Genomic DNA, 14,508 nt, shown 5'->3' with positions numbered 1-14,508 from the left:
CGGGCGGGTGGTCGGGCCGGGGGGTCATCGGGGGCTTGTGATCTGGGTGAAGGCCGACTCGTGGGTGCGGCGGCGGGAGCGGTCCTGGGCGAAGACCTCGCGGGCAACGGCGGCCAGGGACCGGGCCGGGGCGTGGAGGTCGAGGCGGCTGGCCTCGGCGACCTGTTTGGCCCAGGCGGCCGGGATCGCGGCTTCGCCGCCCAGGGCCCCGGCGATCGCCCCCGCCATCGTGGCGATGGAGTCGCAGTCCCGGCCGTAGTTGACCGCTCCGAGCACGGCGGTCTCGTACCCCCCGTCCGCGATCAGCAGCATGCCGAGGGCGATCGGGAGTTCCTCGATGGAGTGGAGCCGGGAGGGGCGGCGGGCGCCCAGGGAGGGCTTCCGGTAGTCCGGGCCCACCGAGTCGTACGGGGCCACCGCCGCGCGGAGGGGGGACAGCGCCGACTCGAAGTCCCGGTGCCGGCGGGCCACTGCACAGACCGCCACGATGGCCTCGCGCGTGCCGTCCTTCGCGAGGGACAGCGCGGTGTCCACCACGGAGGCGGCGGTGGCGCCGGGGACGCACGCCGCCGCCACCGCCGCCGCGAACACGCCCGCCGCCTCCCGCCCGTACGAGGACTGGTGCGCGCCGGAGACGTCCACCGCCTCCGCGTACGCGCCCGCCGGGTTGCCCGCGTTGACGATGCCCACCGGCGCCATGTACATCGCCGCACCACAGTTGACGATGTTGCCGCTGCCGGCCTCGCGCGGGTCGACGTGCGCGTAGTGCAGCCGTGCCACGATCCACTTCTCGGCGAGGAAGATCCGCTGGAGCGGGAGGGCTTCCGCCTCCAGCTCGGGGATCCACCGAGGGTTGGTCATCAGGTCCGGCACCAGGTGGTCCGCGACCCCGTACGCGTCCAGGTGGTCCCGTACCGTCTCGTAGACCCGTACCAGGGCGTGCGTCATGAGGGTGTCATCGGTGACGTGGCCATCTCCCTTGTGGTACGGGGCGATCGGCCGGGCCGTGCGCCAGTCCTCGTACCACGGGCCGACGATGCCGTGTACCCGGCCGCCGTGCCGTTCCAGGATCTGGTCCGGGGTCCAGCCCTCCACCGGGCCGCCGAGCGCGTCGCCGACGGCGGCTCCGACGAGAGCGCCGCAGGCCCGGTCCTCCAGCGTGAGCGTGAGCGTCATGTCCGAATCATCCCTTGGGTGAGGTGAGTTCCGTGCGAGCGAGGAGCGCGGCGAGTTCGACGAGATCGGTGCCGGCGAGGCGGGGCAGGGTGCAGCCGGACAGGGTGCGGCAAGCCTCCCGCCAAGCGGCGGGGATCGAGTCGCCGCCGCCGAGCGCGCCGGTGAGCGCGCCGGCGAGGGCGGGGGCGGAGTCCGCGACGCGGGAAAGGCAGGCGGCGGCCGGGACGGCCTCCGCCGTCCGACCGCGGGCGGCGGTCGCGAGGGCGAGCGCCACGGGGACGGTCTCGGCGGCGGCGATCCCGTAGCTGTAGACGTGGTCCACGATCTCGTGTTCGAGGGTGGGGACGATGGAGAAGGCGCCGCCGCCGGGGTGGGTACGGGCGAGCTTGACGGCGTGGCGGGCGTTGCGGCCGATCTCGGTGGCCTCGGGGAGCTGCGCGAGGGCGGCGTCGACGGCGGCGTCGACGTCCGCGCCGACGAGGGCGGTCGCGACGGCGGCGGCCATGGCACGGGCGCCGTGGACGCCGTCGCCGTCCTGGGTGTAGCGGGCGTCGAACTCGGCGAGGTCGGCTGCCGCGTGCGGGTCCCCGGGGTGGACGACGGCGAGGACGCAGGCGCGGACGCAGGCGGCGTCGTCGAAGTAATGCGGGTTGTCGTGGCCGGTGGCTGGCGGGCGCAGGCCGGTGGCGAGGTTGCCGAGGCCGGCGCGGACGGAGATCCGGGCGCGGAGGGGAAGGACGGCGGACTCGACCTCGGGCGCGCGTTCCGCTGCCGCGGCGACCTCGGAGGCCAGGGCGTTCCACGCGAGGTCGATGGCGGCGCGCATGCGGCGGGACCGGGAGAGGTCGCTGAGCAGGACGCCGGCGGCGGTGAGCACGGATTCGGCGACGAAGGCGGCCCACTCGGCGTCGTCGGAGGGGCCGAGGCGCAGGGGTTCGGGGGGCTGGTTGAGAGCGATGGGGACGGGGAGGGTGGTGGTGGCGTTCTGCTCGGCGAAGGTGTCGAGCTCGCGGGTGAGGCGGCGGGTCCACTCGGGCATCCGGCTGGCGCGGTGCCGGGCGGCGGGCCACCCGGCCGCGTCGCCTGCGGCGAGCCCGAGGAGCAGCCCCTCGATCCGGCGGGGCCCGTCCCCTGCGGGGGGCTGGGTGGTGGTGGTGCGGGTGTCTGGGTGGGGCTGGGTGGTGGTGGTGCGGGTGTCTGGGTGGGGCTCGGTGGTGGTGGTGCGGGCCTCTGGGCGGCGCCCGGCTTCGCGGGTACGGGTCCCGGCGGGGTGGTCGGTGATCCGGATCCAGGTCCGCGGCTCCGGGCCGCCGGTCCGGGTTCCCCCGGCGGGGGCGGAGGCTTCCCCCAGCCCGCCCCTTCCCGAAACCAGGGGCAGGCCCCCGGGCCCCCCGCCCGGCGGGGCCCCTGTCTCCGCCGTCCAGGCGGAGACAGCCGGCACACCCGGACACGGTCGGGTGGCCGGGTCGGCGGGTCCCGGCGGGCGCGCCGGACCGGTGGGGGCACCGGGGCCGCCCGGTCCCGGTGGGAGACCCGCCCCCGGTGGGAGACCCAGCCCCGGTGGGAGGCCCGGATCTGGCCGGTGGGCCGGGCCGGGCGGGGCATGCGCCGGACCCGGTGGGGTGGCTGGGTCGGCCGGTGTCACCGGGCGCGCCGGACCGGTGGGGACACCGGCGTCGCCTGGGCCACCCGGTCCCGGTGGGAGACCCGGCCCCGGCGGGAGGCCCGGATCTGGCCGGTGGGCGGGGCTGGGTGGTGCGTCCGCCGGGTTGGCTGGGGCGGTACGGGTCTCGGGCGCCGCCGGGTCCGTTGGGGCGCCCGGACACGGTGGCTCGGCCGGACCGGGCGGGGCATGCGCCGGACCCGGTGGGGTGGCTGGGTCGGCCGGTGCCGGCGGGCGCGCCGGACCGGTGGGGAGACCGGCGTGGCCTGGACCACCCGCCCCCGGCGGGAGGCCCGGATCTGGCCGGTGGGCGGGGCTGGGTGGTGCGTCCGCCGGGTTGGCCGGGGCGGTACGGGTCTCGGGCGCCGCCTGGCGAGCCGGGACGCCCGGAACCGCCAGGCCCGCCGGGACGCCCGGAACCGCCGGGCCCGCCGGCACACCCGGAACCGCCAGGCCCGCCGGGGCACCCAGGGCCGCCAGGCCCGCCGGGACGCCTGGGCCACCCAGCGCCGCCGGGCCCGCCGGCACACCCGGGCCCGCCAGGCCCGCCAGGCCCGCCAGGCCCGCCGGGACGCCTGGGGCACCCGGAGCCGCCGCGCCCGCTGGCACATCCGGAACTGCCGGGCCCGCCGGGACGCCTGGGCCACCCGGAGCCGCCGGGTCCGCCGGCACACCGGGGCCCGCCGGGCCCGCCGGGGCACCCGGGCCCCGCGGGGTTTCCGGCGGGCTTGCCGGGGTGGCGTCCCGGCCGGAGTGGGGTGGGGAGGGCGGCGTGGAGTCGTGGGTCGTGGGTGGGGGTGGTGGGGTGCGGGGCGGGGTCGGGGTGAAGGGGGGTGGGGTCATCGGGGGCCCTCGGATTCGGGGGTGAGGAGGTCCGCGATGTCCAGGACGTGGTAGCCCCGCATCGAGGGGAGGCAGCTGCCCCGGACCGGGCCGATGGCCGAGGACCAGGCCAGGGGGACGGCCCCCGCGCCCGACATCGCGCCGGCCAGGGCGCCCGCCACCGCCGCCGTGGTGTCCGCGTCGCGGCCCATGTTGACCGCGGTCAGGACCGAGGACGGGAAGTCGCCCTGGCACGCCGCGAACGCGCCGAAGGCCAGGCCGACCGCCTCAGGGGCCAGGTCGGTCCAGGGGTAGCCGCCGATGACCACCGCCGAGCGCACCGCCCGTTCCCCGCGCGGCGCGGCGGTCACCGCCCGGCGCAGGGACCGGGCCGTCCAGGAGTCCGAGGGGATGACGGACAGCGCCGCCGAGACCACCGACGCGGGGCTGCCGCCCGCCATGGCCACGGCCACGCCCGCCGCCACCGCCTGGCCCCCGTAGATGCCCTCGCCGTCGTGGCTGACGCAGCCGTCGATGGCGACGAGCCGCGCCGCCTCCGCCGGGCGGCCGGCGGCGAACACCCCGAAAGGGGCCGCCCGCATCGCCAGGCCGTCCGACCACGCGTGCCGGTGCTGCGCCGAGATGGGGGCCGCCAGGCCCCGGCGGAGGTTCTCAAGGGTGCCGCGCTCCGAGAATCCCGCGCCGCGGAACGGGCCCTCGTCCAGGTCGGCGATCCAGTGGTGCCAGGCCCGCTCCACGTGGGAGACGGTCAGCGCCGAGCCGTGCCGGGCCAGCAGCAGGCCCGAGAAGATCGCGTACTCGGTGTCGTCCGTGCCCGCCGGGTCCTCCGAGACGAATCCCTCGATGCGGCCCCACTTCGCCCGGATCTCCGACGGCTTCATGTTCTCCGCGGGGGCGCCCAGCGCGTCGCCCACCGCGAGGCCCAGAAGAGCGCCCCTGGCCCGTTCGAGGAGGACCTGCGGATTGCATGCAATCAGCTCCATGGCGCGCCTCTCCACTTGATGGGACTCATATTGAGCCCTTGGGGGATTTGTGCCATGACATGAGGTTTGTCGCTCGCCGCGAAACACCCCGCGAACATCCCCGTCACCCGGTCGCCGACCCCCAAAAGCCCAGGTAAGTACGGCCTTCCTTGCTGGCGGGCAGCAGAAATCGTGCGTAGTTTCGAGGTGTTCAGGGGGAGCGGGGTGTCTCGCGGCGCCCGTTCGCACAAATGGGGAGATATCCGTATGTCCATCATCGACATCGAAGCACCGCTGCACACCGCCCACCGCGACAACCACACCCACCGCGACGTCAACGGTGGATGGCTGCGGCCGGCCGTCTTCGGTGCCATGGACGGGCTCGTCTCCAACCTCGCGCTGATGACCGGTGTGGCCGGCGGCGCCGTCGCCCCGCACACCATCGTGATCACCGGCCTCGCGGGCCTCGCCGCCGGCGCCTTCTCCATGGCGGCCGGCGAGTACACCTCCGTCGCCTCGCAGCGCGAGCTGGTCCTCGCCGAACTGGATGTGGAGCGCCAGCAGTTGCGCAAGCATCCCGTCGACGAGATGGAAGAGCTGGCCGAGCTCTACGTCTCCCGCGGTGTCGAGCCCGCGCTCGCCCGCGAGGTCGCCGTGCAGCTGTCCCGCGATCCCGAGCAGGCCCTGGAGATACACGCCCGCGAGGAGCTCGGGATCGACCCCGACGACCTGCCCTCGCCGCTCGTCGCCGCCGTCTCGTCCTTCGGCTCGTTCGCGCTGGGCGCGCTGCTCCCCGTACTGCCGTACCTGCTCGGCGCCACGTCCCTGTGGCCGGCGGTGCTGCTGGCGCTGGCCGGGCTCTTCGCCTGCGGCGCGATCGTCTCCCGGGTGACGGCCCGGTCCTGGTGGTACAGCGGTCTGCGTCAGCTCGCACTGGGTGGCGCGGCCGCCGGTGTGACGTACGTCCTGGGAACCTGGATCGGCGGAGCCGTAGGCTGACCGCGCAGGGAGTGGGACACTATGCGGAACGCAACATAAGTACTCCGTTACCCGGCGGTTTCGATCCCGTGTCCGCCGGGCATCACACCAGGGCGCCTGGGCAATGATGCCCACCTCGCGTCGGGCCCTTCGTTCCCGTGAAGCGTTGCGAAACGTTGTGAAACGTCCCCGAAGGTCCCCTCTTATCTGCCTCGTGCGGTGTCCGCATGCTGGAACGCCATATCCACTTCGCGGGATTGTCGTCATCATGTAATCTGCACGAAATTTCGCAGAGGGCCAACGTCGTCCCTCGGCTATGCACATATGCCACGACGACGACGGGAGAGCCGATGCGTTCCGCATCCACGCACTCCGCGACCGGCCCCAGCACCACTGCCTGGTCGCCCATGGACGGTCGCCCCGCCCAGCAGGGCATGTACGACCCGCGCAACGAGAAGGACGCCTGTGGCGTCGGTTTCGTGGCGAACCTCACCGGCGAGGCGACCCACACCCTCGTTGAGCAGGCGCTGACCGTATTGCGGAACCTCGAGCACCGCGGCGCGACCGGCTCCGAGCCGGACTCCGGCGACGGCGCCGGCATCCTGTCCCAGGTGCCGGACGCCTTCCTGCGCGAGGTGGCCGGTTTCGATCTCCCCGAGGCCGGCGCGTACGCCGTCGGCATCGCCTTCCTCCCCGCCGACGGCACCGCACAGGCCGTCGCCGTGGAGCAGATCGAGGCCATCGCCGCCGAGGAGAACCTGACGGTCCTCGGCTGGCGCGAGGTCCCGGTCAGCCCGGACCTGCTCGGCAACGGCGCCCGCGCCACCATGCCGGCGTTCTCGCAGCTGTTCGTGAGCAACGGCAGCACGGGCATCGAGCTCGACCGCAAGGCCTTCGTGCTGCGCAAGCGCGCCGAGCGCGAGGCCGGGGTCTACTTCCCGTCGCTCTCCGCCCGCACCATCGTCTACAAGGGCATGCTGACCACCGGCCAGCTGGAGCCCTTCTTCCCGGACCTCTCCGACCGACGCTTCGCGTCGACGCTGGCCCTGGTCCACTCGCGGTTCTCGACGAACACCTTCCCGTCCTGGCCGCTCGCCCACCCGTACCGCTTCGTCGCGCACAACGGCGAGATCAACACGGTCAAGGGCAACCGCAACTGGATGGAGGCCCGCGAGTCCCAGCTCGTCTCCGACGTCTTCGGCGACGGCGCGCTGGACCGGATCTTCCCGATCTGCACCCCGGACGCCTCCGACTCGGCCTCCTTCGACGAGGTCCTGGAGCTGCTCCACCTCGGCGGCCGGTCGCTGCCGCACAGCGTGCTGATGATGATCCCGGAGGCGTGGGAGAACCACACCTCCATGGACCCGGCACGCCGCGCGTTCTACCAGTACCACTCCACGATGATGGAGCCCTGGGACGGCCCGGCCTGCGTCACCTTCACCGACGGCACCCAGGTCGGCGCGGTCCTCGACCGCAACGGTCTGCGCCCCGGCCGCTACTGGGTCACCGACGACGGCCTCGTCGTCCTCGGCTCCGAGGTCGGCGTGCTCGACATCGACCCGGCCAAGGTCGTCCGCAAGGGCCGCCTCCAGCCCGGCAAGATGTTCCTCGTCGACACCGCCCAGAAGCGGATCATCGAGGACGACGAGATCAAGGCCGAGCTGGCCGGCGCCGCTCCGTACGCCGAATGGCTGGAAACCGGCGAGATCGAGCTGACGGACCTGCCCGAGCGTGAGCACATCGTGCACACCCACGCCTCGGTCACCCGCCGCCAGCAGACCTTCGGCTACACCGAGGAAGAGCTGCGCGTCATCCTCGCGCCGATGGCCCGTACCGGCGGCGAGCCGCTCGGCTCCATGGGCACGGACTCCCCGATCGCGGCCCTGTCCGAGCGCCCCCGGCTGCTCTTCGACTACTTCACCCAGCTGTTCGCGCAGGTCACCAACCCGCCGCTGGACGCCATCCGCGAGGAGCTCGTCACCTCGCTGCTGTCCTCGCTGGGCCCGCAGGGCAACCTGCTGGAGCCGACCGCCGCGTCCTGCCGCAGCGTCACCCTGCCCTTCCCGGTGATCGACAACGACGAGCTGGCCAAGCTCATCCACGTCAACGCCGACGGCGACATGCCGGGCATGAAGGCCGCCACCCTCTCGGGCCTCTACCGGGTCTCCGGCGGTGCCGAGGCGCTGGCCGCGCGGATCGCGGAGATCCGCACCGAGGCCGACGCCGCCATCGAGGCCGGCGCCCGCCTGATCGTCCTGTCGGACCGCCACTCGGACGCCGAGCACGCGCCGATCCCGTCGCTGCTGCTCACCTCCGCCGTGCACCACCACCTCATCGCCACCAAGCAGCGCACCCAGGTGGGTCTGCTGGTCGAGGCCGGTGACGTCCGCGAGGTCCACCACGTCGCGCTGCTCATCGGCTACGGCGCCGCCGCCGTGAACCCGTACCTCGCCATGGAGTCCGTCGAGGACCTGCTGCGCGCCGGAACGTTCCTGTCCGGCCTGGAGCCGGAGCAGGCCATCAAGAACCTGATCTACGCGCTCGGCAAGGGCGTCCTGAAGGTCATGTCCAAGATGGGCATCTCCACCGTCGCCTCCTACCGCGGCGCCCAGGTCTTCGAGGCCGTCGGCCTGAACGAGGAGTTCGTCGGCGCGTACTTCCAGGGCACCGCCACCAAGATCGGCGGCGCCGGCCTGGACGTCATCGCCAAGGAGGTGGCCGCGCGCCACGCCAAGGCGTACCCGGCCTCCGGCATCGCGGCCACGCACCGCGCGCTGGAGATCGGCGGCGAGTACCAGTGGCGCCGCGAGGGCGAGCCGCACCTGTTCGACCCGGAGACGGTCTTCCGCCTCCAGCACGCCACCCGCAACCGCCGGTACGACATCTTCCGGCAGTACACGGACCGTGTGAACGAGCAGTCCGAACGCCTGATGACGCTCCGCGGCCTGTTCGGCTTCAAGAGCGACCGCCCTTCGATCTCCCTCGACGAGGTCGAGTCGGTCGCCGACATCGTCAAGCGCTTCTCCACCGGCGCCATGTCGTACGGCTCCATCTCCAAGGAGGCGCACGAGACCCTCGCCATCGCCATGAACCAGCTGGGCGGCAAGTCCAACACCGGCGAGGGCGGCGAGGACCCGGACCGCCTGTACGACCCGGCGCGCCGCTCCTCCATCAAGCAGGTCGCCTCCGGCCGCTTCGGTGTCACCAGCGAGTACCTGGTCAACGCGGACGACATCCAGATCAAGATGGCGCAGGGTGCCAAGCCCGGCGAGGGCGGCCAGCTGCCCGGCCACAAGGTCTACCCGTGGGTCGCCAAGACCCGGCACTCCACCCCGGGCGTCGGCCTGATCTCCCCGCCGCCGCACCACGACATCTACTCCATCGAGGACCTGGCTCAGCTGATCCACGACCTCAAGAACGCCAACCCGGCCGCCCGCATCCACGTGAAGCTGGTCTCCGAGGTCGGCGTGGGCACGGTCGCCGCGGGTGTCTCCAAGGCGCACGCGGACGTCGTCCTCATCTCCGGCCACGACGGCGGTACGGGCGCGTCGCCGCTCACCTCGCTGAAGCACGCCGGCGGTCCCTGGGAGCTCGGCCTCGCCGAGACCCAGCAGACCCTGCTGCTCAACGGGCTGCGCGACCGCATCGTGGTCCAGACGGACGGCCAGCTCAAGACCGGCCGCGACGTCGTCATCGCCGCGCTGCTCGGCGCCGAGGAGTTCGGTTTCGCGACCGCGCCGCTCGTCGTCTCCGGCTGCGTCATGATGCGCGTCTGCCACCTGGACACCTGCCCGGTCGGCATCGCCACGCAGAACCCGGTCCTGCGCGAGCGCTTCTCCGGCAAGCCCGAGTTCGTCGTCAACTTCTTCGAGTTCATCGCGGAGGAGGTGCGCGAGCTCCTCGCCGAGCTGGGCTTCCGCTCCATCGAGGAAGCCGTCGGTCACGCCGAGCTGCTCGACACCAGCAAGGCCGTCACGCACTGGAAGGCGCAGGGCCTCGACCTGGAGCCGCTCTTCTACGTGCCCGAGCTGCCCGAGGGCGCGGTCCGCCACGCCCTTATCGAGCAGGACCACGGGCTGGAGAAGGCCCTCGACAACGAGCTGATCGAGCTCGCGGCCGACGCGCTGAACGCCGACTCCGCAGAGAGCGCCCAGCCGGTCCGCGCCCAGGTCGCGATCCGCAACATCAACCGGACCGTCGGCACCATGCTCGGCCACCAGGTCACCAAGAAGTTCGGTGGCGCGGGCCTGCCCGCCGACACCATCGACCTGACCTTCACCGGTTCGGCCGGCCAGTCCTTCGGCGCCTTCCTGCCGAGCGGCATCACGCTGCGCCTGGAGGGCGACGCCAACGACTACGTCGGCAAGGGCCTCTCCGGCGGCCGCGTGATCGTCCGTCCCGACCGGGGCGCCGACCACCTGGCCGAGTACTCGACCATCGCCGGCAACACCATCGGCTACGGAGCCACCGGCGGCGAGATGTTCCTGCGCGGCCGCACCGGCGAGCGCTTCTGCGTCCGCAACTCCGGCGCGCTGGTCGTCTCGGAGGGCGTGGGCGACCACGGCTGCGAGTACATGACCGGCGGTCACGCGGTCGTCCTGGGCGAGACGGGCCGCAACTTCGCGGCCGGCATGTCGGGCGGCGTCGCGTACGTCATCGACCTCGACCCGGACAACGTCAACGTCGGCAACGCCGGCGCCGTCGAGACCGTCCTGTCCGACACGGACAAGCAGTGGCTGCACGATGTGGTGCGCCGCCACGAGGAGGAGACCGGCTCGACCGTGGCCGCGAAGCTCCTGGCTGACTGGTCCGTCGCGGTGGACCGCTTCAGCAAGATCATCCCGACCACGTACAAGGCAGTGCTCGCCGCCAAGGACGCCGCTGAGCTGGCCGGACTCTCGGAGTCCGAGACCACCGAGAAGATGATGGAGGCGGCGACCAATGGCTGACCCGAAGGGCTTCCTCACCACCCCGCGCGAGACCGCCTGTTCCCGTCCCGTGGCCGACCGCCTGAAGGACTGGAACGAGGTCTACGTCAAGGGCTCGCTGCTCCCGATCATCAGCAAGCAGGCCGGCCGCTGCATGGACTGCGGCATCCCGTTCTGCCACAACGGGTGCCCGCTGGGGAACCTGATCCCGGAGTGGAACGACTTCGCGTACCGCGAGGACTGGGCCGCGGCCTCGGAGCGCCTGCACGCGACGAACAACTTCCCGGAGTTCACCGGCCGCCTGTGCCCGGCTCCGTGCGAGTCGGCGTGCGTGCTGGGCATCAACCAGCCCGCCGTGACCATCAAGAACGTCGAAGTCTCGATCATCGACAAGGCCTGGGACAACGGCGACGTCACCCCGCAGGCGCCGGAGCGGCTGTCCGGCAAGACCGTCGCGGTCATCGGCTCGGGCCCGGCGGGCCTGGCCGCCGCCCAGCAGCTGACGCGGGCCGGCCACACGGTGGCGGTGTACGAGCGCGCGGACCGCATCGGTGGTCTGCTGCGCTACGGCATCCCCGAGTTCAAGATGGAGAAGGTGCACATCAACCGCCGCATCGAGCAGATGCGCGCGGAGGGCACCAAGTTCCGCACGGGCGTGGAGATCGGCCGCGACCTGGACGCCGTACAGCTGCGCAAGCGGTACGACGCGGTCGTCATCGCGGCCGGCGCCACGGTCTCCCGCGACCTGCCGGTCCCGGGGCGCGAGCTGAACGGCATCCACTTCGCGATGGAATACCTGCCGCTCGCGAACAAGGTCCAGGAGGGCGACTTCATGGCGCCCCCCATCACGGCCGAGGGCAAGCACGTGGTCGTCATCGGCGGCGGCGACACCGGCGCGGACTGCGTCGGCACCGCCCACCGCCAGGGCGCGGCCTCGGTCACGCAGCTGGAGATCATGCCGAAGCCCGGCGAGGACCGTAACGCCAACCAGCCGTGGCCGACGTTCCCCATGCTGTACAAGGTCACCTCGGCGCACGAGGAGGGCGGCGAGCGGGTCTACTCCGTCTCCACCACCCACTTCGAGGGCGACGAGGACGGCAACGTCCAGGCGCTGCACCTCGCCGAGGTGGAGTTCGTCGACGGCAAGCTCGTCCAGAAGCCCGGCACCGAGCGCGTCCTCCCCGCGCAGCTGGTCACCCTGGCGATGGGCTTCACGGGCACCGACCAGGCCAACGGCCTGGTGGACCAGTTCGGCCTGGAGCTGGACGGCCGGGGCAACATCGTCCGCGACTCCTCGTACGCGACCAACGTGGACGGCGTCTTCGTCGCCGGCGACGCGGGCCGCGGCCAGTCGCTCATCGTGTGGGCCATCGCGGAAGGCCGTTCGGCCGCCCGCGGCGTGGACCGCTTCCTGACGGGCACGAGCGCCCTCCCGTACCCGGTCAAGCCGACGGACCGCTCCCTGATGGTGTAACCCCTCGGTACCCCTCCCTTCGGGGAGGACCCACCGGCAGTACCCCTCCCCCGGGAGGACCCCTCATACGGTCCGCACAATGACGTGCGGAACTCCGACACAGCGCCCGCCAAGTCTCCGACCAGGGATGGCGGGCGCTGTGGCGTGCGGGGGCGTCTACTCGGGGGTGAACTAGTACTGGAGCGCGTACAGGTGCCCGGCCTTCACCATGACGGTGACCTCGATGGGGCGTTCGTCTGCTCCGTACACCGTGCGGAGGGTCCGCAGGACCGGCAGGTCTCCGGGCAGCCGTGGGGAACGTGCCGGCGTCGGTGGCGGCGGAGGTGTACGCGCTGTCCTTCCTGGTCTGGAACGAGGGGGAGGACCACCGGCGGCCCGTCGTGACCATCGGTTACCACACCGAGGCGCAGGTGAGGAAGAGTCTGGGGCGTGCCTCGGATGCGGGGGAGGCGCGGTGGAACCATGCCTTCTGGCTGCAGAACGAGCTCGATGTAGTGGCGGCGCCCAGGGAATGGGTCGAGGAACTCGGGCTCCGGTACGAGGAGCCGGAGGACTGGCCGCAGGGCTGGGAAGGAGGTCGCGCGGCTGGCCGGCGGGCTCGAGGCCGCGCACGACGCTGTGTGCCGGCATGTCGCCTGCGAGATGCACGGGCGCGGCCTGATCGAGAAGGTCTTCGGCCGGCCGATTCCGGTGATCCTGCATGAGCTGGAGTATTTCGAGGCGGTCGCGCGACGGACGGAGCTCGCCAATCCGGCCGGGCCGGCCGACGAGTTCGCGCGGTGGGTGAGAGGAGGATGAGCTGAGCGGACACCGTCGAAGTGGCTGGGATGCTTCGGGCATGGACATAGAGGTCAGGGCCCCGCGGGACGGGGATGTCGAGGTGGTGGCCGAGTTGCGGGCCGATGTCATGCGGGCGGACCTGGAGCGGCTCGGTCGGTACGACGACCAGCGGGTGCGGCAGCGGCTGCGGGAAACGTTCTCCGTCGAGCATTCGTTCGTCCTCGTGGCCCGCGGGCAGGTGGTCGGGTGCTTCACCGTGCGGCCCGACGGGGGCGGGTTGCTGCTGGAGCACTTCTACCTGGCGGCCGAGCACCAGGGGCGGGGGATCGGGTCCCGCGTGCTGCGCGGGGTGCTGGCGCGGGCGGACGCGCAGGGGATGACCGTACGGCTCAACGTGCTGCGGGGGAGCGCCGCGCAGGCGCTGTACGAGCGGTACGGGTTCGTGGTGGAGGCTCAGGACGCGGTGGACGTCTTCATGGCGCGGGCGGCGGCGCGGTAGGCGCTCGGGGTGAGGCCCGTGCGGCGGTGGAGGTGGGTGCGCAGGGAGTCCGCCGTGCCGAGGCCGCTGCGGGCGGCCACCTGGTCCATCGGGAGGGTGGTGGTCTCCAGGATCTCGCGGGCCCGGTGCAGGCGCTGGTGCAGCAGCCACTGGAGGGGGCTGAGGCCCGTCTCGGCGCGGAAGCGGCGGGTCAGCGTGCGGGTGCTCGTGCCCGCGTGCCGGGCCAGCTCGGCCAGGGTCGTCGGTTCGTGCAGGCGGGCCAGCGCCCAGGCGCGGGTGGCGGCGAGGGAGGTGCCGCGCTCGGGCCCGGGCTCGCGGCCGCCGTCGCCGGGTGGCTGGAAGCGGGAAGGGCCGCCGGCATCATCGCCAAGCTGCCCGTGTCCTTCACCGCGAGTCGTGCGCCCACCTCGACCGCGCAGGACCCCGCGATCGTGGACCGCCCCGACGAGGCGCTCGTCGTACGGATAGCCGTCGTCCCCGCCGAGAACCGCGACCACCTCACCATGGGGCGGTTCGTCGGGCACCTGCGGGACCAGGTGCTCTCGCAGATCCTGGAACAGGTCGACGACACGGACGTGCTGCGCGCCCGGGTCTACGTCGACCTGCCCGAACGGCTCCCGCGGATCCTGGAGCTCATGGGCGACGAGCGGCCCGCCTCGGTGGTACGCGCCGCCGCGGCCGCCGGGCTCTGGGAGGAGGCCCTCGCCGTCGCCGCCGCGGTCGACGGGGAACAGCGGCTGCGCATCGCCCGGCTCACCGCCCGCCTCGACGGGGCCGCGCTCGCCTCACTCGTGCGGGTGGCACACGAAGCCGGGCTCTGGGAGGCCCTGCTGCCCCTCGTCGCCCTGCTCGACGAGGAGGACCGGCTCGCCGTGGCCCGGCTGGAAGTCCTGCGGGATCCGGACGTACTGGCCGCGGTGCTCCGGGCCGTCGTGGCGGCAGGGCTGTGGGGCGAGTTCCTGCCGCTGGCCGGCGTACTGCCCGCGGAGGCCCGCCAGGTGGTGGCGGACGCCGCCGCCGGAATGGGTGACACCGAGCTGGACGCGCTGGCCCGGGAGGTAGCCGAGCAGGACCTGTGGGAGCTGGTGCTGCCGCTCGTCGAGCTCATGCCGGAGGAGGGCATGCAGCGGATCTTTGACCTGCCCGCCTTCCAGGACCAGTCGCAGCCGTAGGCCGTACGGACCATCTGCGGGACCCCTCGGCGA

The 14,508-nt window shown here is 72.9% G+C and carries 9 protein-coding genes and 2 pseudogenes; 6 read left to right on the top strand and 5 right to left on the bottom strand.

The annotated features are described in order from the left end of the window. Positions 1–24: 24 nt before the first annotated feature. From AB0D48_RS03310 to AB0D48_RS03300, 3 genes are all read right to left on the bottom strand, one after another. Entirely contained in the window at positions 25–1,176 is a 1,152-nt protein-coding gene (locus AB0D48_RS03310; protein WP_362390217.1) for an ADP-ribosylglycohydrolase family protein, read from the bottom strand. A gap of 7 nt (positions 1,177–1,183) precedes the next feature. Next, positions 1,184–2,617, bottom strand: a complete 1,434-nt coding sequence (locus AB0D48_RS03305; protein ID WP_362390215.1) for an ADP-ribosylglycohydrolase family protein — start codon at positions 2,615–2,617, stop codon at positions 1,184–1,186. Between the two features lie 1,061 nt (positions 2,618–3,678). Beyond that, positions 3,679–4,665 carry an ADP-ribosylglycohydrolase family protein gene (locus tag AB0D48_RS03300; protein WP_362390213.1) on the bottom strand — a complete coding sequence of 329 codons (987 nt, stop codon included), beginning with the start codon at positions 4,663–4,665 and terminating at the stop codon, positions 3,679–3,681. A gap of 246 nt (positions 4,666–4,911) precedes the next feature. On the opposite strand from AB0D48_RS03300, the gene AB0D48_RS03295 reads away from it, so the two are divergent. The 3 genes from AB0D48_RS03295 (at position 4,912) to AB0D48_RS03285 (ending at position 12,024) form a co-directional block, all read left to right on the top strand. Beyond that, positions 4,912–5,643: a VIT1/CCC1 transporter family protein gene (locus AB0D48_RS03295; protein WP_362390211.1), complete on the top strand. Its 732-nt coding sequence runs from the start codon at positions 4,912–4,914 to the stop codon at positions 5,641–5,643. A 386-nt stretch (positions 5,644–6,029) separates the two neighbouring features. Then, positions 6,030–10,571 carry a glutamate synthase large subunit gene (gene gltB, locus AB0D48_RS03290; RefSeq protein ID WP_362390465.1) on the top strand — a complete coding sequence of 1,514 codons (4,542 nt, stop codon included), beginning with the start codon at positions 6,030–6,032 and terminating at the stop codon, positions 10,569–10,571. After that, positions 10,564–12,024 carry a glutamate synthase subunit beta gene (locus tag AB0D48_RS03285; protein ID WP_362390209.1) on the top strand — a complete coding sequence of 487 codons (1,461 nt, stop codon included), beginning with the start codon at positions 10,564–10,566 and terminating at the stop codon, positions 12,022–12,024. Before gltB ends, AB0D48_RS03285 begins: the two co-directional genes overlap by 8 nt. A gap of 171 nt (positions 12,025–12,195) precedes the next feature. Here AB0D48_RS03285 and AB0D48_RS03280 read toward each other — a convergent pair. Beyond that, positions 12,196–12,315, bottom strand: a pseudogene (locus tag AB0D48_RS03280) (GntR family transcriptional regulator); the annotation flags it as partial. A gap of 351 nt (positions 12,316–12,666) precedes the next feature. Here AB0D48_RS03280 and AB0D48_RS03275 point away from each other — a divergent pair. Continuing rightward, on the top strand, positions 12,667–12,822 hold the full coding sequence (locus AB0D48_RS03275; protein ID WP_362390503.1) for a hypothetical protein: 156 nt from the start codon (positions 12,667–12,669) through the stop codon (positions 12,820–12,822). 40 nt (positions 12,823–12,862) lie between these two features. Further along, on the top strand, positions 12,863–13,303 hold the full coding sequence (locus AB0D48_RS03270; RefSeq protein WP_362390207.1) for a GNAT family N-acetyltransferase: 441 nt from the start codon (positions 12,863–12,865) through the stop codon (positions 13,301–13,303). Here AB0D48_RS03270 and AB0D48_RS03265 read toward each other — a convergent pair. After that, positions 13,258–13,613 (bottom strand): annotated as a pseudogene (locus AB0D48_RS03265) (helix-turn-helix domain-containing protein); the annotation flags it as partial. The gene AB0D48_RS03270 and the pseudogene AB0D48_RS03265 sit on opposite strands and share 46 nt — an antisense overlap. A 67-nt stretch (positions 13,614–13,680) precedes the next feature. On the opposite strand from AB0D48_RS03265, the gene AB0D48_RS03260 reads away from it, so the two are divergent. Further along, the gene (locus AB0D48_RS03260) at positions 13,681–14,475 is read left to right on the top strand and encodes a hypothetical protein (RefSeq protein WP_362390205.1); all 795 of its coding nucleotides are present in this window, start codon (positions 13,681–13,683) and stop codon (positions 14,473–14,475) included. The last annotated feature ends 33 nt before the right edge of the window (positions 14,476–14,508 follow it).

This window comes from Streptomyces sp. NPDC048269, from assembly GCF_040652395.1.
GTDB lineage: Bacteria > Actinomycetota > Actinomycetes > Streptomycetales > Streptomycetaceae > Streptomyces.
The sequence above is the reverse complement of the archived record's forward strand: the minus strand, read 5'-3'. Positions and strand labels throughout refer to the sequence as shown.